Here is a 25,818-nt window from a genome sequence, read left to right as displayed (position 1 = left end):
GGCAGCTTTGTTTACTTTTTGGGCGGCAGATCACGCATTAAAATAATTGCACAAAAATTGTTCAAACAGATGAATCATAAGAAATAATTACCTTTGGTACTTATTTCCAAAAACAAATAATGAATTTTTTTCCATAACAATAAGTTATATTCATATTCCTCCGCAAAATCCTGTTTATCTATGCAATGTAAGTGCATAACCCTAAAAATGAAGGGTTGCGCAGCAGGCTATCGGGATGGTACTGATACGTTGCTTTAAAAAACCCCGCTTAACACCTGATGTTTGTCATACCCCCTTTCAGTTTGTGACCTTCTCCTGAGTCAACAGCATGGGAATGGCGTTTTTTTGAGGAACTGTCGTCGTTATGAAAAACTTTAAAATGAGCCTGGCCTGGCAAATCTTGCTGGCGCTGGTGCTGGGCATTATCCTGGGAAGTTTTCTTCATTATCAAAGTGATAGCCGTGAATGGCTGGTCGCTAACCTGCTGTCACCGGCGGGTGATATCTTTATCCACCTGATCAAAATGATCGTCGTGCCGATTGTGATCTCCACCCTGGTGGTCGGGATTGCGGGCGTCGGCGACGCCAAGCAGCTTGGTCGCATCGGCGCTAAAACCATCATTTATTTCGAAGTGATCACGACGGTTGCCATCATTCTGGGCATTACGCTCGCGAATGTTTTCCAGCCGGGCCACGGCATAGATATGTCACAGCTTGCTACCGTGGATATTTCGAAATACCAGCACACGGCGCAGGACGTACAAAGCCATGCTCATGGCCTGATGGGGACTATTCTGTCGCTCGTGCCTACCAACATTGTGGCATCAATGGCGAAGGGCGAGATGCTGCCGATCATCTTCTTCTCGGTGCTGTTTGGCCTGGGGCTGTCGTCGCTGCCCGCGACTCACCGCGAGCCGCTGGTGACCGTCTTCCGCTCCATCTCTGAAACCATGTTCAAAGTGACGCACATGGTGATGCGCTATGCGCCGGTGGGTGTTTTCGCGCTGATTTCCGTGACCGTTGCGAACTTTGGCTTTGCCTCGCTCTGGCCGCTGCTGAAGCTGGTGGTGCTGGTGTATGTGGCGATTGCCTTCTTTGCGCTGGTGGTGCTGGGCGCGGTGGCACGCCTGTGCGGGCTGAAAATCACCATCCTGATGCGCATCCTGAAAGACGAACTGATTCTGGCGTTCTCTACCGCCAGCTCCGAGAGCGTGCTGCCGCGCATCATCGAGAAGATGGAAGCCTATGGTGCTCCGGCGTCGATCACCAGCTTCGTGGTGCCGACCGGTTACTCGTTTAACCTGGACGGTTCCACGCTTTATCAGAGCATTGCGGCGATCTTTATCGCTCAGCTGTACGGCATTGAGCTGTCGCTGTGGCAGGAAATCATTCTGGTGCTGACGCTGATGGTGACCTCAAAGGGGATTGCCGGCGTGCCGGGCGTCTCTTTCGTGGTGCTGCTGGCCACGCTTGGCAGCGTCGGTATTCCGCTGGAAGGGCTGGCGTTTATTGCCGGGGTTGACCGTATTCTGGATATGGCGCGTACCGCGCTGAACGTGGTCGGCAACGCGCTGGCGGTGCTGGTTATCGCCAAGTGGGAACATAAATTCGACCATAAAAAAGCCCAGGCCTATGAGCGTGAGCTTTTTGGGAAGTTTGACAGTAAGGCGAGCAGTTAAGTAAAGCCCCTCACCCCGGCCCTCTCCCCAAAGGGGAGAGGGTTAGGGTGAGGGGATGTTTTACCCCATCGCGCTTTCGCGCAGCCGGGCCTTCAGCTTATTGTACTCATCAATCACATACTGCTCGGCGGCCTGCTGGTCGACGATCGGCTCGACGCGCACGGCGCAGTACTTGTACTCCGGCGTTTTGGTTATCGGGCTCAGATTCTCGGTCACCAGCTCATTACAGGCACCAATCCACCACTGATAGGTCATGTACACCGCGCCTTTATTCGGACGCTCGCTGACCGCTGCCCGGGTAATAACCCGGCCTTTGCGTGAATTCACCCAAATCAGCGCCTCATCTTCAATGCCCAGCCGGGCGGCATCTTCGACGTGGATTTGTGCATAACCCGGTTCATCGGCCAGCGCGGCCAGTGCCGCACAGTTCCCGGTCATTGAACGGCAGGAGTAGTGGCCCACTTCACGCACCGTAGAAAGCACCATCGGGTACTCGTCGGTGACGCGATCGATAGGCGGTGCCCAGTCGCAGGTGAAGAACTGCCCCCGGCCGTTAGGGCGCTCAAACTTGCTTTCATAAAGGTAAGAAGTCCCCTGATCCGCGTCAGATGTGTCCCGGCAAGGCCACTGGATATAGCCCAGCTCGCCCATCTTCTCGTAGGTTGCCCCGTAGAAGTCCGGACACAGGTGGCGCAGCTCGTCCCAGATTTCCTGGGTATTGCGGTAGTGCATCGGGTAGCCCATGCGGGTGGCGATTTCACTGATAATCTGCCAGTCCGTTTTGAGATCCCACTTCGGCTCAACCGCTTTAAAGAAGCGCTGGAAACCGCGGTCGGCGGCGGTGAAGACGCCTTCATGCTCGCCCCATGAGGTGGACGGTAAAATAACGTCGGCCTCGGCGGCGGTTTTAGTCATGAAGATGTCCTGCACAATCACCAGCTCAAGCCCGGCAAACGCTTTGCGCACGGCGGAAAGCTCGGCGTCGGTCTGGAGCGGATCTTCCCCCATAATATAGGCCGCGCGAACTTCCCCGTGCTCAACCCGGTGAGGCAGTTCGCTGATGCGGTAGCCGTTAGCTTCCGGCAGCGCGTCAACGCCCCAGGCTGCAGCAAATTTGCTGCGGGTTTCCGCGTCACGAACATACTGGTTGCCGGGGAACATGTCCGGCAGCGCGCCCATGTCGCAGGCACCCTGCACGTTGTTCTGGCCGCGAACCGGGTTCACGCCCACGTTAGGCTTGCCGAGGTTGCCGGTCATCAGCGCCAGGCTGGTGAGTGAGCGCACGGTTTCCACGCCCTGATAGAACTGGGTCACGCCCATGCCCCACAGGATGGTGGCCGTTTTGGCTTTGGCGTACATGCGCGCCGCCGCACGGATTTCCCCGGCGCTGACGCCCGTGATTTCCTCTACGGATTCCGGCGTGTAGCCTTCAACAATTTTGCGATACTCCTCGAAGCCCTCGGTACGAGAAGCGACGAAAGCGTGGTCGTAAAGATTCTCTTCAATAATGACGTGGCCAATCGCATTCAGCAGCGCGATGTTTGAGCCGTTGCGTAACCTTAAATGCATATCGGCAATGCGCGCGGTTTCAATTTTGCGCGGATCGACAACGATAATCTGAGCCCCTTTCTGCTTCGCCTTAATCACGCGATTAGCCACGATAGGGTGTGAATCCGCCGGGTTGTACCCGAACACAAAGACTAAATCAGTATCCTCAATCTCGACGATAGAGTTACTCATCGCGCCATTACCGACCGACTGGTGCAGACCTGCAACCGATGGGCCGTGTCAGACACGTGCGCAGCAATCGACGTTATTGGTTCCAATAACGGCGCGCGCAAATTTTTGCATTACATAGTTGGTTTCGTTGCCTGTTCCGCGTGAAGAGCCGGTGGTTTGAATGGCGTTCGGGCCATACTTGGCTTTGATCTCGCTCAGGCGTGAGCTGACGTAATCCAGCGCTTCGTCCCAGGATACGGCTTCCAGCTTGCCGCCGCGCTCGCGGCGAATCATCGGGGTTTTCAAGCGCGGGGTAAGGATTTTGGTGTCGGTGATAAAATCCCAACCGTAATACCCCTTCAGGCACAGGTCGCCCTGGTTGGTTGTACCCTGTGCGCCTTCCGCCTTGACGATTTTGCCGTTATCCACCACCAGGTTTATCTTGCAACCCGAGGCGCAATAGGGGCAAACCGTGACGACTTTTTTCATCATGTTGCTCCAGTCAATGCTGTCATTTAAGTGCGGCGATAAAAGCAAACCGCCTTGCTGAGCCACTCAATGCATTATCTATGCCACATAGAATGCATGGGTAATGACGCAGGGTTCTGGGGGATCCGACGGGAGCACTGACGAGAGAAGCAGGATTTCGTCATAAATGACGTGTCGAACTGACGGCCATTTGTGACAGTGATAGAAAATTCTACATGGATCTGTGTTCTTTCTGCGGCGCGCAATCAACAATCGCTCACACTAAAAAGAACCTCCTCCCCTCCGGAGAAAATAATGAAACCTGCAATCCTGGTGGTGGATGACGACAAGGCCATTTGCGACGTGCTGCGCGACGTGCTCAGTGAACATGTCTTTGACGTGCTTGTGTGCCATAGCGGTAATGAAGCGCTGCAGATTGTGGCGGCAGAGCCTTCTGTTGCGCTGATTTTGCTGGATATGATGCTGCCGGATACCAACGGCCTGCTGGTACTTCAGCAGGTGCAGAAACTGCGTCCCGCTTTGCCGGTGGTGATGCTGACCGGCATGGGCAGCGAGTCCGACGTCGTCGTGGGTCTGGAAATGGGCGCCGATGACTACATCGCCAAACCGTTCAATGGGCGCGTGGTAGTGGCCCGAGTCAAAGCGGTGCTGAGGCGCAGCGGGGCGCTGGCCGTAGAAAGCAGCCCGACCAAAACCAGCGGGCTGCAGTTTAACGGCTGGCGGCTGGACACCGACCGCTGCCAGTTGATGAATGCTCAGCAACAGCAGGTTGATCTCACTCAGGGCGAATATGGCCTGCTGCTTTCCCTGGTGCAGAACGCCAGGAAAGTGCTGTCGCGGGAAAAGTTGCTCGAGCTCACCCACAGCGAAAGCCTGGAAGTGTTCGACCGCACTATCGACGTATTAATCATGCGGCTGCGGCGCAAAATTGAGGTCAACCCGCACCAGCCCACGCTGATTCGCACCATCCGCGGCGTGGGCTACGTTTTTGCCGCCGATATCACTCACGGAGAGAATAATGCGGTTTAGCGTCTAGTTCCCGGTCGAAAAGTAGCGGGCCGGTGAAGTGCCAAAGGCATTTTTGAACATATGGATAAAATTGCCCGGAGAGGCGTAGCCCAGTAATTCTGAAACCTCCGATACCGACATGCCTTGTGCCAGCTTATCCAGCCCGTGGGTCAGCCGGACCTGCCTCCGCCATTGGGCAAAATTTAGGCCGGTTTCTGCCACAAAAAGGCGACGCAGAGTGCGGGGCGAAAGCGCGCCGAATGCCGCCCAGGCTTCAAAAGTTCGCTCATCGCCGGGGTTAGCGAGCAGTGCAGAAGCCACTTTTTTCAGCCGATGATCTGTCGGCATTGGCAAATGCAGCGCCTCGTGCGGTGCGCGGCAAATCTCATCGTAAATAACGGCGGCCATACGCTGATGTTCCGGCTCGGGTTTTGCCTGCTTATCCCATTCGCAGGCGCGACGGGCGAGCGCGTGAAGCACCTCCGAAACGGCAATCACGCAGGGCTTTTCCGGCAACCCCGAGCAGCTTTCAGGCGTAATCAGCAGCGTCCAGCCTTTTACGGCTCCGCTGATGCTGACCTTGTGGATTACGCCCGGCGGCAGCCAGCTGGCGCGATGGGGAGGCAAAAACCAGGCTCCGTCAGCGGTGTGAACGTGCAGTAAACCAGACTCCACGCAAAAAACCTGGCCGCGCAGGTGCTGGTGCCAGGCCACTTCCCGCGTGCCGAGCAGATATTCACTTTCAGGGGCGACGCTGCCTTCAAGGGCAATCAGCGCCGGGCCGCTAAGCCATTCGCTGTAATCGGGGGCTGGTGGCTGAGGAGGATGTTTTATCATGGCCGGTTTTCACTATTTATCGTCCGTATAACGTTATCCTTGCGCGGTCGAGCCGTGCAACTCTTTTGTGGAACCAGAACAAACCACAGAGGAAACCTCATGAGTACTTCAGGCGTTGCAATTATTGGTGCGGGACTGGGCGGGCTGGCGCTGGCTCAGGGCCTGAAAAGCCATGGAATCAGCGCCACCGTTTACGAGGCAGATCCGGCGCCCGACAGCCGTATCCAGGGCTACCGGATTAGAATCGACGCCCAAGGGCAGCAGGCACTTGCCAGGGTGTTGCCTCCTGCGCTTTATCAACTCTTTCGACAAACGGCCTCGGTAGCCAGTACGGAAGGGCGTTTTTTGGATAGAACCGGACAACAGGCTAATGGCCGTCAGCCTGAAGGCTGGCATCGGGCTGAACAAAACGCCGATCTTGCCCCAGATTTAAGCATTCATCGCCAGACCCTGCGGGAAATCCTGATGTGTGGCCTCGAGGGGGCTCTGCGCTACGGCCACGCCTTAGAGGGTTACCATCAGGAAAGTGAAGGCCGGGTAGGGCTAAGGTTTGCTCATACGGCTGACGCAAGCTGCCAGCTTCTGGTCGGCGCGGATGGCATCAATTCACGGGTCAGGGCACAGCTTGCCCCTGATGCCGTGCCGGCGGATTCGGGCTATCTCTGCCTGTATGGCAAAAGCGCTTTAACGGTGGAGAAGGCGTTGTATGAAGGCACTAACGTGCTGTTTTGCGACGGATTCAGCGCCATTATTGATGAAATGCGCTTTCGGCAGGATTTTACAGCGCTCGCGGCAAAGGCGGGTTTTAACGGCAGTCTCACGCAGACCGAAGATTATCTTTACTGGGCGCTGATCGGCCCCGGTTCACGGTTAGCTGTTCCCTTCGACAGCTTGTCTCTTCCCCCGATGCTGCAAAAGCTTATACAACGGACTTTGCCAGAACATATTGCGCCGCTGCCGGTCCGCTACGGCAATTCGAATATTGTCTGGCAGCCCGGAAACGTCACCCTGCTGGGCGATGCCGTCCACGCCATGAGTCCGGCCGGCGGCATAGGGGCTAATACTGCGTTGAGAGATGCTGCCGATCTTGCCACCGCGCTTCACGGCAAGGGCCTGTCCGGTTTAGCTGAATATGAACGCCTGATGCTTGCCAGAGGCAAAGCGGCCGTGGCAGATTCCGCCGTGGCGGCCGCAAAGCTTTCCGGCTAGATAAACTGCCGGTACTCATGGCACAAAAGCAGGTCCGGGGAGGTATCTTCGGTAAGGGTGCTGAAGCGCTCAAGCGGTTTTAAAAAGCGATTGTCGTGGTCGTCATCGTTGACCATCGACACTTCGCCGACCAGCACGTCGCCGTAGCCCGGCTCACCCCAAAAGCTGTGGTACATCTCCGGCACCAGGCTGATGCTTTCTCCGGGCGATAAGCGCAGCTGGCTGCCCGCCGCGTGCGTCTGGCGGCAGCCGTCAATCACCACCGTGATGTCTGTTTCGTCAGGCTGTTCGAAGGGATCTGACTGCCACAGTTCGACAATCAAGTTCCCGCCGCCGCGGTTGATGATGTCCTCCTGTTTGCTCCAGTGAAAATGCATCGGCGTCATCTGGTTATCACGCACGTGCATGACTTTCTCTGCGTAGGATTTGGCGTAGGGCGCGCCTTCCGGCGAGCCATTGCGCAGGGTAAACAGCGTCAGGCCCATGGTCAGGAAGTCGCCGCCGCCGAAGTCGGTGATGTCCCACCCGAGTTTCAGATCGAATACCTCCTGCCAGCTGCGGGGGTTAACCTGCAGCCATTTTTGCGGCGAGAAGCTGGCGAACGGGGGCAGTTGCACCCCGTGGCGGGCAAAAAACTGCCGGGTTTCATTCAGGTACTGATTGACCTCGGAGCGTTTCATCTGGCCTTCCTTTGATGTGGACCCTCACCCTAACCCTCTTCCTGGAGGGAGAGGGGACTGGCGGCGTTCTGACTCGACCGGAGAGGATAAATTCTCACCCTAAGCCTGGAAGGGAGAGAGGACTAACGATTTTCGCCCTCTCCCCTTTGGGGAGAGGGCCGGGGTGAGGGGCAAATTACTTCACCGTCCACCCTTTGTAGCTGCCGATATTGCTCTTATCGATCATCGTCACCGGGATCAGCACCGGGCCTTTCGGCGCGGGTTTACCCTGCAAAATGTCATAGCCAATCTCAACCGCTTTCGCCGCCATCACCTGCGGATCCTGAGCAGGGGTCGCCACAAACAGCGAGCTGCCGCCGCGCTTCAGGGCTTCTTCACCGTCCGGGCTGCCGTCCACGCCGACAATGAAGAACTCGTTACGTTGAGCTTGTTTTGCCGCCAGATCGGCCCCGATCGCCGTCGGATCGTTGATCGCAAACACGCCGTCGATCTTCGGATTTGCCGCCAGCAGCGAGGTCATCACTTCCAAGCCACCTTCGCGGCTGCCCTTAGCATTCTGGTTAGACGAAAGGATCTTAATGTCCGGGTGTTTTTTGAATTCGGTTTCGCAGCCCTCAACGCGGTTCTGCACGGCGGAAACCGGCGGCCCGTTAATGATCACCACATTGCCTTTGTCTTTCAGGCGATCCGAAATGTATTTACAGGCCATTTGCCCGGCCTGGGTGTTATCGGAAGTGATCGTGGCATCGGCGCCGTCTGCCGCAACGTCCACCGCCACAACGACGATCCCGGCGTCTTTCGCGCGTTTTACCGCCGGGCCGATCCCTTTGGAATCCGCGGCGTTAAGAATGATCATGTCCACCTTCGCGGCAATGAAGTTATCGATCTGCGCCACCTGCTGGCCGAGATCGTAGCCGCTGGAGACCAGCGTCACTTTCACGTTATCACCGGCGAGCTTGCGGGCTTCCAGCTCGGCACCTTTGGTGATCTGCACGAAGAACGGGTTGGCGAGGTCGCCCACCGTCACGCCGATCGACTTTAACTCTTTCGCCTGGGCAAACGGTGCGCCTGCGATCATTGCACCAGCCAGTAACGCAGTAACTATAGGTTTCAAACGCATGCTGTTTTCCTCACTCGTAGGGTAGGGTTTTGTTGTTATGCACTTTGATTGTGACGGGTACGGTATTTGTCGATCAGCACCGCTATGATGATCACCGCCCCTTTGATCACCAATTGCCAGAAATAGGAGACGCCCATCAGCGTCATGCCGTTGTTGAGCGTGGCGATAATCAGCGCCCCCACCAGCGTGCCGGTGATGGTGCCAATCCCGCCCACGAAGCTGGTTCCGCCGAGGATAACGGCGGCGATGGCGTCCAGCTCGTAGCCCACGCCGAGGTTACCGTTGGCGCTGTAGAGCCGTGACGCACTCATGATGCCGCCCAGGCCGGAAAGCAGCCCGCTCATGCCGTACACGAACAGCAGCACCATCCACACTTTGATGCCGGTCAGGCGTGCCGCCTGCATGTTGCCACCCACCGCGTAGATATGAACGCCCAGCGTGGTGCGGCGCAGAATGAACCAGCACACCGCAATCACCAGCAGGGCGATAACCACCAGCCACGGCACCGGGCCAAGATAGGCGTTGCCAATCCACTCGAAATTGATGTTGGAGTTAATCACCGTCGTGCCGTCGGCCAGCAGATACGCCGCGCCGCGCAGCGCGGTATAGGTGCCGAGCGTGACGATAAACGGCGGTAGCCCGGCCCAGGCGACCAACATGCCGTTAAACAGCCCCAGCCCGGTGCCCATCAACAGCGCCGCCGGAATCGACAGGCCTTCCCAGCCAGGCATCAGCGACACCACCATCGCCGTGACGGCGGTGGTGCCGAGGATAGATCCGACGGACAGGTCGATGCCGCCGGTCAGAATGATGAAGGTCATCCCTGCCGCCAGCACGATGTTAATGGACGACTGGCGAGCGATATTGAGCAGGTTAGATTCGGTGAAGAAGTTAGGGGCGACAAAGCCAAAGACGGCAATGATGAGCACCAGAATCGGCAAAATACCGACGGTTTGCATCAAATCGCCGAACAGGGCTTTTTTGAGCGAGGCGGATTTTGCCACCGGTTGCGTGCCTGAGTTAGTCATGGTGCACCTCTTTCTTATGGGCCTCGGTCACGCCGGTAGCCAGGGTCATAATATTTTCTTGTGTAATGTCGTGGCGCAGCAGCTCGCCGGCAATGCTGCCTTCGCGCATGACGTACACCCGGTCGCTCATGCCCACCACTTCGGACATCGGCCTCGTGATCAGCGACCTGATGCTGCCCGGCGAGCTAAGCGGCGCGGATGTGCTGCAGCAGGCTCGCCGCCACCATCCTCACCTGGATTTGCTGCTGATCAGCGGGCAGGACCTTCGCCGCAGCGAACAGCACCTGCCCGACGTGGAGCTGCTGCGTAAGCCGTTTACCCGAGCGCAGCTTGCTGAGGCGCTACGTAAAGCTCGGGCAGGAAACAGGCGCGGGCAAGCGTAGCCGCACCCTGAGCGCCATTGAAGGCCGAGGAAGACGCGTCGATAAAGCGCACGGCATCATGCGGCAAAGGACGGCGCAGATAGCATTTCGTCTGTGCCACCAGCGCCTCGCGCGGAAAATCGACCATATCCATCACTCCGCCGCCGAGGATCACCGCATCCGGGTCGAACAGGTTGATGCTGGTGGCGATGGCGCGCGCCGCGTGGTCGAGCAGGGCAGCGACAAACGGCGCCTGGGCGGCAAAGGTAAACAGCTCGCCAATTTCATACGTTTTCGGGCTGGCGTCGTACCAGCGTTTCAGGGCTATCCCCGAGCATACCGTCTCCAGACAGCCAGCATTGCCGCAGCCGCAGGTCAGGTGCATATCGCCCTGCGGAATATGGCCCAGTTCCCCGGCAACGCCGTGGGCGCCGGTCCAGGGGGCGCCGTTCAGCCAGACGGCAATGCCCATGCCGGTGCCGAGATAAGCCCCCAGCACCTGCTGATGCTGCAGGCCGTTTTGCGCGACATCGAAAGAGAGCTGCAGGTTTACATCCCGAGAAAACTCGACCGGGCAGCCGAGAGCATCCTCCAGCTTACCTGCCAGCTCGTTCAGTTCCAGCGCGGAAAGCGGCAAATTTGGGGTGGAGATGATCGTCCGCTTGTCTTTGCCCACCAGCGCCGGGAACCCCATCACCATGCCGCGGCAGCGGGCGTGAAGACTGCCAAGCCGCTCGTTCAGCAGATGGGCGATCCCGCAGACCACGCCCCCTGCGATAATGTCTGCCGTGCGCTGTTTTTCACAATGCAGCACCGTGCCGGACTCGTCCTGCAAACACAGGCGGATATGGGTGGCGCCCATATCCACTCCGGCCACCACGTTAAGCGGTTTTGGCATGGGGCATAACCTCGTCTTTGGCCGCCAGGATCTGCTCGCTCATCACCTGCCAGGCCTCGTCGATGTCCCGGGCGTGGTTAAACAGCCCGGAAGTGCCGACGATAAACACATCTGCCCCGGCGGCCATGAGTCGTTCATAGGTTGCCGCGTTGCAGGAACCGTCAATTTCAATCTCGTAGCTCAGCCCTTCGCGCTCGCGCCAGGCTTTCAGCTCGGCCACTTTGTCCAGCATTTCCGGGATAAACGGCTGGCCGGCAAACCCTGGGTCAACGGTCATCACCGTCACCTTGTCTGCCTTATGAATGTAGTACTTCATCGCCTCAACCGGCGTTTCCGGGTTCAAAATCAGGCCAACTTTCATGCCGTGGCGGCGAATCTCTTCGATGAGGCGGAAGGCCTGGCCGTTAATGGTTTCCGGGTGCAGGGTGATAATGTCCGCCCCGGCCTCCGCCAGTGGGACGATGTAATCCTGCGGACGGGTGACCATTAAGTGGCAGTCCAGCGGCTTACTGGCAAGCTTCCTGACCTGGCCGACGAAGAACGGGGACAGCGTCAGGTTCGGCACAAAGTGACCGTCCATAATGTCGATATGGAAGTAGTCCGCGTGCAGGTCGATAAACGCAATCTGTTCCTGGAATTTTGCCAGATCCATGCACATCAACGAGGGGGAAATTTTCATTACAAGCTCCTGTAAATCTATGGATTTCTGACAGCGGGTGCGGCCAACGCATCTGCCGTTCTTATTTACTGATTAACCGATCCAGGGCCACCGCAGCGATGATAAGCCCCCCCATCACCACCAGTTGGTAATAGGTTTGTACCTGGAGAATATTGAGCCCGTTGTTGATGGTGCCGATGATCAGGCCGCCAATCACCACCGAGAAAATCCGGCCCTTGCCGCCGAAGAAGCTAGTGCCGCCGATGATGGCGCTGGCGATGGCGTAGGTTTCAAACCCCATGCCTGCCAGCGGCTCTGCCGCACCAAGACGCGCGGTTGAGACCACGCCCGCCAGCCCGGCGCAGATGCCGGAGATGATGAACACCACCAGCATGTGGAACTTCACGTCGATGCCGGAGTAGAACGCCGAGTTCTTATTGCCGCCGAGGGCGTAAATATTGCGGCCCAGGCGCGTGCGGGTGGTCAGGAACCACAGTATCCCGGCGACAATCAGCGAGAAGATCACCGGCACCGGAATGCCGAGCGGCGTGGCGGCGAAGAAATTCACGAAATCGAACGAGAAGCCGTACACCGAGTTGGCATCAGAGATAACCAGCGTGATGCCGCGGAAAATGGCGTTGGTGCCGAGGGTGATGATGGACGGATGCAGCCCCGTCCAGTTCACCAGGCAGCCGTTAATCGCCCCCAGCAGCCCGCCGACAATCACGCCGCCAATCAGCGCCGCAAGGAACGGATCGACGCCCGCCAGCATCAGTTTGGCGGTGACCATGCCGGAAAGTGCCAGAATCGCGCCCACCGACAGATCGATCCCCGCCACCAGAATGGCGAAGAACTCCCCCATCCCGATAAGCACCGTCACCGAGCTTTGCACAAAGATGGCGCTGATGTTGCTGGCCGTCAGGAAGTACTCAGCGGAGAGCGTGCCGAAGATGGCGACGATAATCGCGAGGATAAAGAAGGTGCCGTATTTGTCCCAAAACTGGGCGAAATTGAACGGTTTTTTCTCGCTTTCTTCGCGTTTCATTCTTGTGGTAATGCCCATGCCATAATCTCCTCTTCGCTGATATCGTCGCGATTGGTCAGGATTTGCGTCAGTCGCCCTTCGCAGAACACGGCAATGCGGTCGCAGACGGCGATAATTTCGGGAAGCTCAGACGACACCATCAGGATGACTTTTCCGTCATCCGCCAGCTGGCGCATCACTTTGTAGATTTCGGCCTTCGCGCCGACGTCGATGCCGCGCGTAGGCTCATCGAAAATGATCACTTCCGGGTTGCAGCACAGCCACTTAGAAATCAGCACCTTCTGCTGGTTGCCGCCGGAAAGCTCGGTAATGTTCTGGTCGACGCTGTGGCACTTCAGCGCCAGCAGCTGGCGCTGGGCTTCGGCGGTCTGGCGCTCCTCGGCTTCGTTAAACAAGCCCATCGCGCCTTTGTAACCGCCGCGCTTGAGGCTCTGGCTGACGGCCATGTTCTGCGCGATGGAGAAGTTGGCGAAAAAGCCATTATCGCGGCGGCTTTCGGTGATGTAGCCCATGCCTTTTTTCAGCGCGTCCATCGGTGAGCTCGGCGAGATATTTTTGCCGTTAAGCAGAATTTCCCCGGACGAACGTTTGTCCACGCCAAACAAACAGTCCATCAGCTCGGTACGCCCGGAGCCGACGAGGCCGGAGAAGCCCAGGATTTCGCCCCGGTTGACGCTGAACGAAATATCTTTCACTTTTTTTCGGTCGCGGCTGCTGACGTTCTTCACTTCAAACACCACGTCAGGCTCTACGTTCCCGGCGCTCTCTTTCATCGCGCTAAAGCGGTTTTGCAGCTCGCGGCCAACCATCAGGCGCACAATGTCATCGTTGGAGACGTCGCTGACCAGGCCGCTGCAGACGCTGCTGCCGTCTTTCATTACCGTGTAGCGGTCGCAGATGCGGCGGATTTCGGCGAGTTTATGGGAGATGTACACCATCGCCGTGCCTTCTTTCCGCAGCTGGTTCATGATGAGAAACAGATAATCGACTTCTTTATTGGTTAAAGAAGAGGTCGGCTCATCCATAATAATGACTTTGGCGTCCAGCATTAATGTTTTGGCAATTTCTAACATTTGCTTGTGACTGATGGATAAATTACCCACCTTTTCATCGAGATCAACTTTTAAGCCGACACGTAAAAGCATCATCGCGGCGCGAATGCGCATCTCTTTCCAGTCAACAATATTAATCCCGAAGACTTTTTTAGTGGTATGACGGCCAATATAAAGATTTTCTAAAACTGTTAATTCATCAATAACGCTGAGTTCTTGATAAATAATCCCAATGCCGAGCTGTGCCGCTAATTTATGATCAAGTTTTTCATAATTAACGTCATTAATCGTAATGGTGCCTTTGGTCGGTTCGTGAATACCCGACAGGACTTTCATCAGGGTTGATTTACCTGCACCGTTTTCCCCGAGCAGCGCGTGAATTTCGCCGGGAAATATTGTTAAATCAACCGATTTTAATGCGTGAACCGGACCAAAGGATTTGCCGATCCCCGCCATTGCAATGTATGGCGTGACCATGACGAGCCTCAATCATTTTTAGCGAAGGTTTCCCCTCACCCTAACCCTCTCCCCACAGGGGAGAGGGGACGGTACCGAACTGATGTTGGTTTTCTCTCTCATCCCGAAAGGGAGAGGGAATAACTGCTGCCACTGCTTTTCTTTTAGTACTCTTTTCGCCCCTTTGCCTGCGGGGGAGAGCTACCCCTTTTTTCACTTTCTCCCTATGGGAGAGGGCCACTCATTCTTTCTCCCTCTCCCCTTTGGGGAGAGGGCTGGGGTGAGGGGATAAAGCCACTCAAACCTTAACTATTTCGTCACCAGCACCGAATCCACCAGGCTAAACTGCGGGGCCTTATCCAGCGCAATCACCTTGCCGGTTTTCGCCGCATCTACCAGTAGCTTCAGGCCTGTCGCGCCGATATCCGCCGGGTTCTGCGCCACGGTGGCGGTCATCTGCCCGTCAGCCACCATCTTGCGGGCTTCCGGGATACCGTCGGTGCCGACCACCAGAATTTTCCCGGTCTTCCCGGCGTTAGCCACCGCCTGAGCGGCACCCATTGCCATGGTGTCGTTCGCGCAGTAGAAGGCTTTCAGATTCGGGTTACGCTGCAGCACGTTGGTGGCTACATCGAGCGCTTTGATGCGGTCCCAGTCGGCGGGCTGGCTGGCAACCAGCTTAATCTGGCTGGCTTTCTTAAAGGCATCGCTGGCGCCTACGCGGCGGGCTTCGCCGGAGGCGTTACCTGCTTTGCCTTCGATGATGGCGACGTCGCCGCCTGCGGCACCGAGCTTATCGATGATGAAGCCTGCGCCCTTCGCGCCGACCGCCACGTTATCGGTGGTGACAAAGGCTTCGACGTTGCCGCCGGCTTTTTTCAGGTTATCCATATCGATTTTTTCATCGAGGTTGACCAGGTAAATGCCTTTTTTCCAGGCATTCGCGACCGGCACCACGAGGTTGACCGAGGAGAGCGGCGCAAAAGCGATGCCTTTGTATTTCTTATTGGTTAAATCTTCAAAAAGCTGTAATTGCGACTGGAAATCCCCCTCCGAAGGTGAAGCAAAAATATCTACGCTAACGCCCAGCGTTTTGGCTTCATCTTCAATACCTTTTTTCATATCCACCCAATAAGGGTTGGATAATGTTTTTAATACCACCGCATAATCGGCAGCCGCAAAAGCGCTGGTGGATAACATCAGGCCCATAGCAGCGCCGCTGAATATTTTCAGATATTTATTCATAATAATATTCTCAGTGTAGGGTACAGTCAGATCCCGCTGAGGCGGGATCTCTTTTTTATTTCAGCGCCCCTGGGGAAAAGAAATCCACAATTGCGCCGGTTTTTTGCATATTTAATGTTGCCTGTTCAATATTTTGTTGTGCGACTGAAACAAAAAATGCATCGAGTAACGTTAATTGTAATATACGCGCCGAGGCGTTACGGCCCAATAAAGGTGTCTCCGGCGCGGGCGAACAAATAATAAAGTCAGCCAGCCGGGCAATCGGCGAATGATAGCTATGAGTAATACAAATTATTTTGGCGCCGTTCTTTTTCGCCAGCTCCACCGCCGCTTTTAAATCACCGGTTCGCCCCGAATGGGATACCACCAGCACCACATCACCTTCTTTTAGCAGCGAGGCCGACATCATCATGATGTGGGCATCCTGGTAAGCCTGGCAGCGCACACCGATGCGCAAAAACTTATGCTGAATGTCGTTACAAATGGCGTTTGAACCCCCCACGCCGTACAAATCCCGCTGTTTTGCCTTCGCGAAGTAGCGCGCCGCGCGGTGGATTTCGTCCACGTTGACGATCGACTGCCCTTCCATAATGGTGCGCAGGGTGATGTTAAACACCTTGTTGACCACATCCTGCGGCGCTTCGTCGAAGGCAAGCTCGGTGGGCAATACCTGCTCTGACTCGGAAAAGTAGGTGACCAGCGCGCTGCGCAAGTTACGGAAGCCGCTGAACCCCAGCAGCTTCGAGACTTTAACGATCATCGCTTCCGACACCGCAAGGGCTTCGGCAACGTCTTTAATGGCCGGGGCATCGCTCAGATTACCGGGCTTCAACAACCAGTCGACGATGCGGCTTTCGTTGTCCGTCATCCCCTCCTGCTTCATGCGCAGCCAGGGGGCAAGGCCGATGCCGAACGGCGGCTGTGAATCAATATCTGACTGACTCATCCTGTTCTCTCGTGTCCGTAGAGTGAAGACGCCACTATAACACCACAGCATGTGCAGAAAATATGCTGCATACTTCACAAAAATAATTAATTCATAAAGTTTTACTTTTTGTGAAGTAAGGTGAATGCGTAAATTTATTTATTTGCATGAAAAATAATGAATTAATTTAATTTTTCTCGTTAGTGGAAGTCGTTTTATGACGCCAGGTTGACAAGTTGATGCATTGTGTTGTGAAGAGAATCGGTGTAGAAATGGCCACGAACCCGGCAGTTTTGCCGATTAATTGGGCAGTGAACCGGTCTTAAATCACGAAAGCTGTCGGGTTCGTAAAGTAACGGCAACGGTGAGGATAAAATGAAAAAAATTGCATTTGGCTGTGACCACGTAGGCTTCCTGCTGAAGGCGGAGATTGTGGCGCATCTTCAGGAGAAAGGGATTGAGGTGCTGGATAAGGGGACCTGGTCCGGTGAGCGCACCGATTATCCGCTCTACGCCAGAGCGGTGGCAGAAGCCGTGGTGAATGGCGAAGTCGAGGGCGGCATTTTAATTTGCGGCACCGGCGTGGGGATCTCGATCACCGCCAATAAATTTCCCGGTATCCGGGCGGTGGTCTGCAGCGAACCTTATTCCGCGCTGCTTTCCCGCCAGCACAACAATACCAACGTGCTGGCTTTCGGCTCCCGCGTGGTGGGGCTGGATTTAGCTAAAATGATCGTCGATGCATGGCTAAGCGGGGAGTTTGAAGGCGGGCGGCATCAGGCGCGAGTCGAGGCCATTGGCGCGCTGGAATCGCCGAGAATTTGAGATTCCTCCGCTACTGCATATGAGGCCGCCTGATTACGCTGAGGCCAGTCCATCCTGGAGACTGACCGATGAAATCTTATGCCGCCGCGCTGCTGCTCGGCACGCTGTACCTGGCCTCGCCGTTCGCGCAGGCCGACGTGATTGATGACGCGATTGGCAATATCCAGCAGGCGTTTAGCGATGCCTACAAGCCGGGCAGCGACCGCGTTTATCATGATGACAGTGATGATTCGGCAGATCAGCGTCGGCTCAGCCGCCAGGACGAAGCCCGCTATCGCCAGCTGGAGGACAGACGCCGCAGCCTTGATGAACGGCAGAATCAGCTCGACCGCGAGCGCCAGCAGTTGGATGACGAAGAGGGCCGCCTGCAGGACGACGACGATCGCTAGTCCAGCACGATCTCCATGCCGTCAAAACCGGCTTCAAACCCTTCAGGCAATACGTTGTGCATCAGCCATGCATCAAACTGGTGGCTGATGTGGGTCAGCACGACTCGCGGGCTGCCAATCTGCTCGTTCAGGGCGATCACCGTGGTTAGGTCGCAATGATTTTTGGGCGTGTCAGGCCGGGGTTCGCGGCTGCAATCTATCACCACTACTTCCGGGCGGTTGGCGGCCAGAAACTTCAGGGTTTTGTCCGGCAGCCCCGCCGTATCGCTCAGCCAGGCAAGACGGCTGTAGGCCGTTTCAAACAGATAGCCAAACGTCAGCTTTGAGTGCAGCAGCGGCAGCGGAGTGACGCGCAGCGCCTGCAGAGTGAAGGCGACAAACGGCTCGACGGTATGGCTAAAGTCCAGCAGGCCGGGGTGCTTGAACAGATCGTCGCAGCCTTGCTCATCCGGCGGGCCGTAAACCGGGATTTTCCCGCCCACGCCCCAGCGCAGCGGAAACAGCCCCTGGACATGATCCATATGGTAATGGGTGAGCAAAAACTGCTGAAAATCCTCCGGCTGCCAGCTGTCCATCAGGTCGGGCAGCCCCGCGTCTATCAGCGTAATCGCATCGTTATATTTGAGTACCGCGCTGCACGGGCGGCGGCGGTGGGCTGGATTGGTTCTGGCTCGTGAACAGGCGGCGCAGCGGCAGCCCCAGGCCGGGACAAGCTGCGCCCCGCCGGTGCCGCTAAGCGTTAGCGTGAGCGTCATCAGGTGTCTCCACCGGTTTGGTAAAGCGGATATGGGTGGCGCGGTAGCCTTCACGCTCGTAAAAACGATGGGCGTCTTTGCGGCTGGTGCTGGTCGAAAGCTCCGTCAGCTCCGCATCGGCTTTGCGTGCTTTTGCTTCTGCCCAGGCAAGCAGCTGTTTGCCTACGCCGTGGCCGCGGGCTTCTTCCAGCACCACCAGCTCCTGGATCTCGCCGATGCGGCGGGCGTGATGCAGATGGTATTGCAGGTGCAGGCTGATCATCCCCACGGCTTTATTCCCCAGCCACGCCAGCTGATAAAAGATATTCGGATCGCGCAGGTTCTCCGTGAAGCAGGCGTTAAAGCCGGGGCGGTCGGCCTGAGCCTGTTTCAGCTCGCAAATCATGCGGTAAACGGTGTCGCTGTCTTCGATAGCGGCGGCTTTCAATTTAACAACATCAGACATGGCGGGGCTCCTTGCGGTGAAGAGGGATAACGTTCGAGCGGTGCTGGGCTAACAGTCGCATAAACAATGCGGCAGACTGTAGCAGACTCCCGTCGTTGTTGAGTATCAGGCAATCGCCTCCCTCTGGCGAATAAAGCGCGGCCCGCTGCAGCCGCTGCTCGATTTGCTCTGCGTTTTCCCGCCCGCGCTGTTCCAGCCGCTGGCGCAGCACGTCCGACGAAACCTGCAGGCAGATGGGCACCAGCCCATCGCCATAGCGTTCCCGCGCCTGTTTCAGGTGCTGGCGCGAGCCGTTCACCACCACGTCAAATCCGGCTTCGAGCCATATATCCATTTCCACGCCGACCCCGTAGGAGTGCTCATGCGCCTGCCAGCTCAGAGCAAACAGCCCCAGCTGCTGTCGCTGCTCAAACTCGTTTGCGCTTAGCGCAATGTGGTTCTCGCAGCCTGCGTCGGCGGCGCGGGTAATGTACCGGTGCGCCACCAGCAGCCGTGCGTGCTCCTGCTGGCGCAGGGCGCTCAGCAGGCTGTCTTTGCCGGAGCCGGACGGGCCCATCAGCCAGATTAGTTTACTCATCAGAACACCCGAATTCCCTGGCGCCAGACGTGATCGACATGGATATGGTCGCCGTGCATGTGCGCCAGCACCAGATCCGCTCGTTTCCCTTCTGCCAGCGTGCCCCGGTCGGCCAGGTTCAGCGCCCGTGCCGGGTTGCGAGTCACCAGGTGAATCGCCTGCGCCAGCGTGAAGCTGTTACTGTCGTCGTGCGCCACGCGGAAGGCCGCATCCAGCAGGCTTGCGGGGTAGTAATCCGAGGAAAGGATATCCAGCAGCCCGGCCTGAGCAAGATGGCTGGCCGCCACGTTGCCGGAGTGAGAGCCGCCGCGCACGATGTTTGGCGCGCCCATCAGCACGCTCATGCCGTGGCGACGAGAGGCTTCGGCGGCTTCTTCCGTGGTCGGGAATTCGGCGATCACGCTGCCGATTTCGTGGGACTCCACCACGTGGGCGGTCGTCGCATCGTCATGGCTGGCGAGGGCGATATTGCGGTCGCGGCAGCGGGCGGCGATGGCCTGGCGGTTTGGCTGCGACCAGCGGGCCGCCAGCGTCAGCTGTTCTTCTTCAAAGCGATCCATCTGCTCGTTGGTGAGATGGTATTTACCCTGATAGTAGTCGCGGTATTTGGACAGCTCTGCGTACTGGCGCTGGCCCGGGGAGTGGTCCATCAGCGAAACGAGGGAAACCAGTTCGCGGTCAACCAGCTTGTCGAACAGCGGCAGCGTGGTGTGGTGCGGCAGTTCGCAGCGCAGATGCAGGCGATGTTCGGCGCGGTTGAGGCCGCGCTTTTGCGTATCCTCCACGGCGTTGATCATTTTTTCGAGGTTTTCCAGGCGGTCGCCGCCGTCGCGCACGTCGCCGATGGCAACGGCGTCCAGCACGGTGGTGATGCCGCTCGCCACCATCAGCGCGTCGTGGCTGCTCATGGCGGAGTGCGCCGGCCAGTCAACCTTTGGCCGTGGGGTAAAGAATTTATCCAGGTTGTCGGTGTGCAGTTCAATCAGCCCCGGCAGCAGCCAGCCGCCGCCGCCGTCGTGCGCGCCCGGCAGCTGGCTTTGGGTCTCGGCAAAGTTGCGAATCACACCGTCGGCCACTTCCAGTGAGCCACTGACCACTTCTTCTTCCAGCACCAGGCGAACATTATTGATAATCATGTTGGGGCTCCATCGCGGACATCGTATGCAGGCGGTCGGCCACCTGTTCACGTACAGCTTCATCGTGGAAGATGCCGACAATGGCCGCTCCACGCGCTTTTGCTTCCTGAATCAAAGCCACCACGGCGGCGCTGTTTTTGGCGTCCAGCGAGGCGGTAGGCTCATCAAGCAGTAAAATGGGGTAATCAACAATAAAGCCGCGGGCGATGTTCACGCGCTGCTGCTCGCCGCCGGAGAAGGTCGACGGGGCCAGGTGCCACAGGCGCTCTGGTACATTGAGCCGGGTCAGCAGGCTGGCGGCTTTTTCCTCGCACTCTTCGCGCGACACGCCCAAATCCAGCAGCGGCTGCATGACGACTTCGAGCGCGGAAATACGCGGGATAACGCGCAGGAACTGGCTCACCCAGCCGATGGTCTGGCGACGTACCGCCAGCACTTCGCGCGCCGGGGCCTGCACGATGTCGATCCATTCGTCGTTGTGCTTAACCCAGATGTGTCCTTCATCCGGCAAATAGTTGGCGTAGAGCGAGCGCAGCAGGGTGGATTTCCCGCTGCCGGAGTGGCCGTGCAGCACCACGCATTCACCGCCTTTGACTTCCAGCGAGGCGTTGGCCAGCACCGGCAGGCGAATGCCGTGCTGATGGTGCAGGACAAAGGTTTTGCTCAGGTTTTCAACCCGTATTCTGGTCATAGCGAGTACCTAATTCTGAAGGACGGAGGACACCAAAAGCTGGGTATACGGGTGATGCGGGTCGTCCAGCACGCGGTCGGTCAGCCCACTTTCCACCACTTTGCCCTGTTTCATCACCAGCAGGCGGTCGGCCAGCAGGCGAGCCACGCCCAGATCGTGGGTGACTATCACCACGGCCAGGTTCAGCTCCACTACCAAACCACGCAGCAGGTCGAGCAGGCGCGCCTGCACGGACACATCCAGCCCGCCGGTCGGTTCATCCATAAACACCAGCTTCGGATGGGTGACCAGGTTGCGGGCGATCTGCAGGCGCTGCTGCATCCCGCCGGAAAACGTGGTCGGCAGGTCGTCGATACGGGCCGACGGAATCTCAACTTCTTCCAGCCAACGCTGGGCGGTGGCGCGAATGTCACCGTAGTGGCGCGCCCCGGTGGCCATCAGCCGTTCGCCGATGTTGCCCCCGGCGGAAACGTGGCGGCGCAGGCCGTCCATCGGATGCTGGTGAACCACGCCCCATTCAGTGCGCAGCAGGCGGCGGCGTTCGCCTTCCGACATGTCATACAGCGAACGGTCGAGGTAAATCACTTCCCCTTCCTGCGGCGCAAGGCGGGCGGAAATGGCTTTCAGCAGCGTCGTTTTGCCGGAGCCGGACTCGCCCACAATGCCCAGCACTTCTCCGGGCCAGAGGTCAAACGACACGTCCATAAAGCCTTTACCGGGCGCATAGAGGTGGGTGAGGTTATTCACCGAAAGTAACGGGCTGGTCATGACTGAGAGGCCTCACTGTTCTGGCGGCAGTAGTCGGTATCGGAGCAGACGAACATGCGGTTGCCCGCGTCGTCGAGCACCACTTCATCAAGGTAGCTGTGGCGTGACCCACAAATCGCGCACGGCTCTTCCCATTCCTGCACCTGGAAGGGATGGTCGTCGAAGTCGAGGCTCTCTACGCGGGTAAACGGCGGCACGGCGTAAATGCGTTTTTCGCGTCCGGCACCGAACAGCTGTAGCGCAGGGGACATGTGCATTTTCGGGTTATCGAATTTCGGGATCGGCGACGGGTCCATCACGTAGCGATCGTTCACCTTCACCGGGTAGGCGTAGGTGGTAGAGATATGGCCGAAGCGGGCGATATCTTCGTACAGTTTCACCTGCATCACGCCGTACTCTTCCAACGCGTGCATGGTGCGGGTTTCCGTTTCGCGTGGTTCGATAAAGCGCAGCGGTTCAGGGATCGGCACCTGATAAATCAGGATCTGATCTTCTACCAGCGGCGTTTCCGGGATGCGGTGGCGGGTCTGCACCAGCGTCGCGTCTTCGGTGCGTTCGGTGGTGTTCACGCCGGTCACCCGCTTGAAGAAGTTGCGGATTGAGACGGCGTTGGTGGTGTCGTCCGCGCCCTGGTCAATCACTTTCAGCACGTCAGACTCGCCAATCAGGCTGGCGGTCAACTGAATGCCGCCGGTGCCCCAGCCGTAAGGCATTGGCATTTCGCGGCCGCCAAACGGCACCTGGTAACCTGGAATCGCCACCGCTTTTAGCATTGCGCGGCGGATCATGCGTTTGGTTTGCTCGTCCAGATAGGCAAAGTTATAGCCGCTCAGGTTAGCCATTGGCTCGCTCCTTTATCAGGCGGTTAAGCAGCTCCAGTTCGGCCTGGAAATCCACGTAATGAGGCAGTTTGAGGTGGGACACAAAGCCTGCCGCTTCCACGTTATCCGCGTGGGATAACACGAACTCTTCGTCCTGCGCGGGGCCGGCGACGTTTTCGTCGTAGTCCGGGGCCTGTAGCGCACGGTCAACCAGCGCCATCGCCATGGTTTTGCGCTCGCTCATGCCAAACGCCAGGCCATAGCCGCGGGTGAAGTGCGGCGGTTCGTCTGCCGGGGCAACAAAGCCGTTCACCATTTCGCATTCGGTCATCAGCAGTTCGCCGATGTTCACCGCAAAACCTAGCTCTTCCGGCACAATTTCGATGTCTACGTAGCCGCTGCGGATCTCGGCGGCAAACGGGTGGTTGCGCCCGTAGCCGCGCTGGGTGGAATAGGCGAGCGCCAGCAGGTAGCCTTCGTCGCCGCGCACCAGTTGCTGTAAGCGAGAAGAGCGCGAGCACGGGTAAACGGGCGGGTTGCGGGTGATGTCGTCCGGCTGTGCGCCGTCGTCTTCTTCGACTTTGGCCAGACCCTGCTTCGCCAGCATGCTGAATACATGCGGGGCAGGGGCGCTTTGCTCGTCGGCCTGTCCGGCGTCAGGGACTTCACCGTTAGCCAGCAGCGTGAAGTCCAGCAGGCGGTGCGTGTAGTCGTAGGTTGGGCCCAGCAGCTGGCCGCCAGGGACGTCTTTATAAACGGCGGAGATACGGCGTTCGAGGCGCATTTCGGCGGTGTTCAGCGGCTCACTGACGGCAAGACGAGGCAGCGTGGTGCGGTAAGCACGCAGCAGGAAAATCGCCTCGATCATGTCGCCGCTGGCTTGCTTGATGGCCAGCGCGGCGAGTTCCCGGTCGGCGATGCCGCCTTCCGTCATCACGCGGTCAACGGCCAGGCCAAGCTGCTGCTCAATCTGCGCGACGCTAAGCTCTTTTAGCGTTTCATCGCCGCGTCGGTTGCGCTCCTGCAGGGCGTGGGCGGCGGAGATTGCCTTCTCGCCCCCTTTGACGGCAACGTACATCAGCACACCTCCACGTGGGTGGTCCGTGGGATAGCCAGCAGGCGATCGCCACAGGTCAAAATCAGGTCAATGCCCAGCGGGAACGGGTGCGGGCGTTCGGTCAGTTCGTGCAGAACGCATTCCGGCAGCTGTGGGGCAATCATGCGCTCTTCGTTGATGCCCGCGCCGGTCAGGCGAAGCATGCGCCCACCGCTCAGGCTGGACACCTGCAGAATCAGCGTCGCGCTGGTATCGGGGGCGATGTCGCAGCCCTGAGCCAGCAGGTTCAGCTGTTCGGAAGAGATAGCGTCGCTGGCCACGGCGAACTGCGCGTGGTCAGGCTGTTCGCACAGCGGCGCATTGGTATGAAAACGAATGTTCTGCGCGGCAATATCGTTGCCCAATGTGGCGTCGATCCACACCGGCGTGTCGTTATCGGCCAGCGTCAGCAGCACGCTGGTGGTCGCCACATTCAGCGGCAGCCAGCCCTGCTGCAGCGAAGTCAGCGCGACAATCACGCCCGGCTCGCTCATCGCTTTGAGCAGGCGACGAAAACTCTGCTGGGCATCCTGCACCGGAAGGGTAAAAGCGGTCATTAAAGTCATGCGTTGTCTCCGCGTACCAGCGTGAAGAAGTCCACGCGGCTGCTGTTAACTTCTGCACGGCGAGCGGCAAGGCGTTGTTCACGGTTGGCCGCCAGCGGTGCAATTAGGGTTTCTTGTAGCGTGTGAAAATGCGTCGCTTCCTGCATCAGGGCGTCGATCACCGCGCAACATTCGGCGTGCTGTTTGTCGCGGCCAAGCAGGTAGCTGTAGCCGTAGGTGCCGCTCGCCAGCTTGACCACCGAGCGGGTCAGCGTGGCGTCGCCGGTGAAAAAGCGTTGGCCGGTGCCGCCCATGCGTGCCTGCACCTGAACCAGGCCGATTTCCGGTGCGCGAATAAGCGTGTAGTCCGCCTGAATATTCAGGCTGCGCCAGCGCTCAAGAAGCTCCTGCGGCTGGCTGTGTGACAGCACCGCCATCCACTCGCGGCGCTGCTCATTGTTGAAATGGCTGGTGTCCATTTAGTGCTCCATGGTGAATTCAATCATGTCGGCGCGGGTCAGGCTGACGGAGTATTCCGTCGCTTTGGCCTCGCCTTCACGGTGGTTAAGGGTGCGAACACAGAGCAACGGCGCCATGTTGGGAATTTCCAGCAGGCGGCTCTCTTTGGCCTGGGAACGACGGGCGCTGATGCGGGTTTGGGCGCGGGTCAGGGCAATACCTAACTCGGCCTGAAGGAAATCGTGCAGCGATCCGTGGCTGAAGGTTTGCAGCGCGGGCCACCAGGCCTGCTCGGCGAAGTAGTGGTCGATGATGCACACCGCGATACCGTTCACCCGGCGCAGGGTGCGCAGGTGAATAACGTTGTCCCCTTCGGCCAGCCCCAGCGCATCCGCCACGTCCTGGGAGGCCGGGCGAATTACCGCCAGCAGGCGTTCGCTGGTGGGATGGCTGCCCTGATCCAGCAGGTTCTGGCTAAAGCGCGCCTGGGCGTTCAGCGGGTAGTCAAATGGGCGCATCAGCACCAGGACGCCGACGCCCTGGCGGCGCTGAACCCAGCCTTTATTAACCAGCTCGTCAATGGCGCGGCGCAGCGTGTGGCGGTTGACTTCGTAGTAGGCGGCCAGCTGAGTTTCGGCAGGCAGATAGTCGCCACAGCGGTAGTTGTTGCGCAGCTCCTGCTCGAGCCGGGCGGCTATCTCCTGATAGCGCGTGGGGTAACTGGTCGGATGTCTGGACAAGTGCATAACAGTCAAAGCCTCTCAAATCAGATAAAGCGAATGCGCACGCACGGCTGCTGGGCTGTGCATAGGTTTTGCTTGATGAGGTGAAGAGTCGTTTGCATCACGGGCCTCCTTCAAAAGTTGCCTCATGGTGCCGGGGGAAAGTGACGGTTTTGTTAA

27 protein-coding genes and 2 pseudogenes are annotated in these 25,818 nt (G+C 57.9%); 6 read left to right on the top strand and 23 right to left on the bottom strand.

The features are described from left to right. Nucleotides 1-364 precede the first annotated feature (364 nt). Nucleotides 365-1,678, top strand: coding sequence for a glutamate/aspartate:proton symporter GltP (gene gltP / locus A936_RS06310; RefSeq protein WP_008455769.1), 1,314 nt, complete (start codon nt 365-367; stop codon nt 1,676-1,678). A 60-nt stretch (nt 1,679-1,738) separates the two neighbouring features. Here the strand turns inward: gltP and fdhF are convergent, their stop codons facing one another. Next, the gene (gene fdhF, locus A936_RS06305) at nt 1,739-3,886 is read right to left on the bottom strand and encodes a formate dehydrogenase subunit alpha (RefSeq protein ID WP_083845843.1); all 2,148 of its coding nucleotides are present in this window, start codon (nt 3,884-3,886) and stop codon (nt 1,739-1,741) included. A 294-nt stretch (nt 3,887-4,180) separates the two neighbouring features. Between fdhF and A936_RS06295 the strand changes: the two genes are divergently transcribed. Then, nucleotides 4,181-4,915 carry a response regulator gene (locus A936_RS06295; RefSeq protein ID WP_008455763.1) on the top strand — a complete coding sequence of 245 codons (735 nt, stop codon included), beginning with the start codon at nt 4,181-4,183 and terminating at the stop codon, nt 4,913-4,915. Between the two features lie 3 nt (nt 4,916-4,918). Here A936_RS06295 and A936_RS06290 read toward each other — a convergent pair whose 3' ends face one another. Next, nucleotides 4,919-5,731 carry an AraC family transcriptional regulator gene (locus A936_RS06290; protein ID WP_008455760.1) on the bottom strand — a complete coding sequence of 271 codons (813 nt, stop codon included), beginning with the start codon at nt 5,729-5,731 and terminating at the stop codon, nt 4,919-4,921. Nucleotides 5,732-5,830: 99 nt separating this feature from the next. Between A936_RS06290 and A936_RS06285 the strand changes: the two genes are divergently transcribed. After that, nucleotides 5,831-6,940 carry an FAD-dependent oxidoreductase gene (locus A936_RS06285; RefSeq protein ID WP_008455758.1) on the top strand — a complete coding sequence of 370 codons (1,110 nt, stop codon included), beginning with the start codon at nt 5,831-5,833 and terminating at the stop codon, nt 6,938-6,940. Here A936_RS06285 and A936_RS06280 read toward each other — a convergent pair. The 4 genes and pseudogenes from A936_RS06280 to A936_RS23180 form a co-directional block, all read right to left on the bottom strand. After that, nucleotides 6,937-7,620 carry a D-lyxose/D-mannose isomerase gene (locus A936_RS06280; protein WP_008455757.1) on the bottom strand — a complete coding sequence of 228 codons (684 nt, stop codon included), beginning with the start codon at nt 7,618-7,620 and terminating at the stop codon, nt 6,937-6,939. The two genes, A936_RS06285 and A936_RS06280, sit on opposite strands and share 4 nt — an antisense overlap. Before the next feature lie 175 nt (nt 7,621-7,795). Beyond that, complete coding sequence (locus A936_RS06275) at nt 7,796-8,740, bottom strand: ABC transporter substrate-binding protein (RefSeq protein WP_008455755.1); 945 nt, start codon at nt 8,738-8,740, stop codon at nt 7,796-7,798. 35 nt (nt 8,741-8,775) lie between these two features. Then, entirely contained in the window at nt 8,776-9,768 is a 993-nt protein-coding gene (locus A936_RS06270) for an ABC transporter permease subunit (RefSeq protein ID WP_008455753.1), read from the bottom strand. Then, nucleotides 9,761-9,913 (bottom strand): annotated as a pseudogene (locus A936_RS23180) (ribonucleotide-diphosphate reductase subunit alpha); the annotation flags it as partial. The pseudogene A936_RS23180 and the gene A936_RS06270, both read right to left, overlap by 8 nt. Here A936_RS23180 and A936_RS22630 point away from each other — a divergent pair. Next, nucleotides 9,891-10,151, top strand: a pseudogene (locus A936_RS22630) (response regulator); the annotation flags it as partial. The pseudogenes A936_RS23180 and A936_RS22630 overlap by 23 nt on opposite strands. Here A936_RS22630 and alsK read toward each other — a convergent pair. The 6 genes from alsK to A936_RS06240 form a co-directional block, all read right to left on the bottom strand. Then, nucleotides 10,084-11,028, bottom strand: coding sequence for an allose kinase (gene alsK / locus A936_RS06265; RefSeq protein ID WP_008455748.1), 945 nt, complete (start codon nt 11,026-11,028; stop codon nt 10,084-10,086). The pseudogene A936_RS22630 and the gene alsK overlap by 68 nt on opposite strands. Beyond that, complete coding sequence (alsE, locus tag A936_RS06260; RefSeq protein WP_008455746.1) at nt 11,012-11,707, bottom strand: D-allulose 6-phosphate 3-epimerase; 696 nt, start codon at nt 11,705-11,707, stop codon at nt 11,012-11,014. Before alsE ends, alsK begins: the two co-directional genes overlap by 17 nt. Before the next feature lie 61 nt (nt 11,708-11,768). Next, nucleotides 11,769-12,749, bottom strand: a complete 981-nt coding sequence (gene alsC, locus A936_RS06255; protein WP_008455744.1) for a D-allose ABC transporter permease — start codon at nt 12,747-12,749, stop codon at nt 11,769-11,771. After that, nucleotides 12,728-14,260: a D-allose ABC transporter ATP-binding protein AlsA gene (gene alsA / locus A936_RS06250; RefSeq protein WP_008455742.1), complete on the bottom strand. Its 1,533-nt coding sequence runs from the start codon at nt 14,258-14,260 to the stop codon at nt 12,728-12,730. Before alsA ends, alsC begins: the two co-directional genes overlap by 22 nt. Nucleotides 14,261-14,548: 288 nt before the next feature. After that, nucleotides 14,549-15,484, bottom strand: coding sequence for a D-allose transporter substrate-binding protein (alsB, locus tag A936_RS06245; protein ID WP_008455741.1), 936 nt, complete (start codon nt 15,482-15,484; stop codon nt 14,549-14,551). A gap of 55 nt (nt 15,485-15,539) precedes the next feature. Continuing rightward, nucleotides 15,540-16,430 (bottom strand): MurR/RpiR family transcriptional regulator, encoded by an 891-nt coding sequence (locus A936_RS06240; protein WP_008455739.1) that lies wholly within the window; start codon nt 16,428-16,430, stop codon nt 15,540-15,542. 354 nt (nt 16,431-16,784) lie between these two features. On the opposite strand from A936_RS06240, the gene rpiB reads away from it, so the two are divergent. Then, nucleotides 16,785-17,234 (top strand): bifunctional allose-6-phosphate isomerase/ribose-5-phosphate isomerase RpiB, encoded by a 450-nt coding sequence (gene rpiB / locus A936_RS06235; RefSeq protein ID WP_008455737.1) that lies wholly within the window; start codon nt 16,785-16,787, stop codon nt 17,232-17,234. A gap of 68 nt (nt 17,235-17,302) precedes the next feature. Beyond that, nucleotides 17,303-17,623, top strand: coding sequence for a DDRRRQL repeat protein YjdP (gene yjdP, locus A936_RS06230; RefSeq protein ID WP_008455735.1), 321 nt, complete (start codon nt 17,303-17,305; stop codon nt 17,621-17,623). On the opposite strand, the gene phnP is transcribed toward yjdP, so the two are convergent. From phnP to phnF, 11 genes are read right to left on the bottom strand one after another with little or no spacing between them, the layout of a single operon-like run. Then, nucleotides 17,620-18,378 (bottom strand): phosphonate metabolism protein PhnP, encoded by a 759-nt coding sequence (phnP, locus tag A936_RS06225; RefSeq protein ID WP_008455733.1) that lies wholly within the window; start codon nt 18,376-18,378, stop codon nt 17,620-17,622. The genes yjdP and phnP overlap by 4 nt on opposite strands. Further along, entirely contained in the window at nt 18,356-18,823 is a 468-nt protein-coding gene (phnO, locus tag A936_RS06220) for an aminoalkylphosphonate N-acetyltransferase (protein ID WP_008455732.1), read from the bottom strand. The genes phnP and phnO overlap by 23 nt, the downstream gene beginning before the upstream one ends. Continuing rightward, the gene (gene phnN, locus A936_RS06215; RefSeq protein ID WP_237717570.1) at nt 18,816-19,403 is read right to left on the bottom strand and encodes a ribose 1,5-bisphosphokinase; all 588 of its coding nucleotides are present in this window, start codon (nt 19,401-19,403) and stop codon (nt 18,816-18,818) included. Before phnN ends, phnO begins: the two co-directional genes overlap by 8 nt. Further along, the gene (gene phnM / locus A936_RS06210) at nt 19,400-20,536 is read right to left on the bottom strand and encodes an alpha-D-ribose 1-methylphosphonate 5-triphosphate diphosphatase (protein WP_008455728.1); all 1,137 of its coding nucleotides are present in this window, start codon (nt 20,534-20,536) and stop codon (nt 19,400-19,402) included. The genes phnN and phnM overlap by 4 nt, the downstream gene beginning before the upstream one ends. Beyond that, nucleotides 20,523-21,227 carry a phosphonate C-P lyase system protein PhnL gene (gene phnL, locus A936_RS06205; protein WP_008455726.1) on the bottom strand — a complete coding sequence of 235 codons (705 nt, stop codon included), beginning with the start codon at nt 21,225-21,227 and terminating at the stop codon, nt 20,523-20,525. The genes phnM and phnL overlap by 14 nt, the downstream gene beginning before the upstream one ends. Before the next feature lie 9 nt (nt 21,228-21,236). Next, nucleotides 21,237-21,995: a phosphonate C-P lyase system protein PhnK gene (phnK, locus tag A936_RS06200; protein WP_008455724.1), complete on the bottom strand. Its 759-nt coding sequence runs from the start codon at nt 21,993-21,995 to the stop codon at nt 21,237-21,239. Then, complete coding sequence (locus tag A936_RS06195; RefSeq protein WP_008455722.1) at nt 21,992-22,837, bottom strand: alpha-D-ribose 1-methylphosphonate 5-phosphate C-P-lyase PhnJ; 846 nt, start codon at nt 22,835-22,837, stop codon at nt 21,992-21,994. The genes phnK and A936_RS06195 overlap by 4 nt, the downstream gene beginning before the upstream one ends. Further along, nucleotides 22,830-23,894: a carbon-phosphorus lyase complex subunit gene (locus tag A936_RS06190; protein ID WP_008455720.1), complete on the bottom strand. Its 1,065-nt coding sequence runs from the start codon at nt 23,892-23,894 to the stop codon at nt 22,830-22,832. Before A936_RS06190 ends, A936_RS06195 begins: the two co-directional genes overlap by 8 nt. Continuing rightward, nucleotides 23,894-24,478, bottom strand: a complete 585-nt coding sequence (phnH, locus tag A936_RS06185; RefSeq protein WP_008455719.1) for a phosphonate C-P lyase system protein PhnH — start codon at nt 24,476-24,478, stop codon at nt 23,894-23,896. The genes A936_RS06190 and phnH overlap by 1 nt, the downstream gene beginning before the upstream one ends. Then, the gene (gene phnG / locus A936_RS06180; protein ID WP_008455717.1) at nt 24,475-24,936 is read right to left on the bottom strand and encodes a phosphonate C-P lyase system protein PhnG; all 462 of its coding nucleotides are present in this window, start codon (nt 24,934-24,936) and stop codon (nt 24,475-24,477) included. Before phnG ends, phnH begins: the two co-directional genes overlap by 4 nt. After that, nucleotides 24,937-25,662, bottom strand: coding sequence for a phosphonate metabolism transcriptional regulator PhnF (phnF, locus tag A936_RS06175; protein WP_008455715.1), 726 nt, complete (start codon nt 25,660-25,662; stop codon nt 24,937-24,939). Between the last annotated feature and the right edge of the window lie 156 nt (nt 25,663-25,818).

It is taken from the genome of Enterobacter sp. Ag1, assembly GCA_000277545.1.
Classification (GTDB): Bacteria; Pseudomonadota; Gammaproteobacteria; order Enterobacterales; family Enterobacteriaceae; genus Cedecea.
The sequence above is the reverse complement of the archived record's forward strand: the minus strand, read 5'-3'. Positions and strand labels throughout refer to the sequence as shown.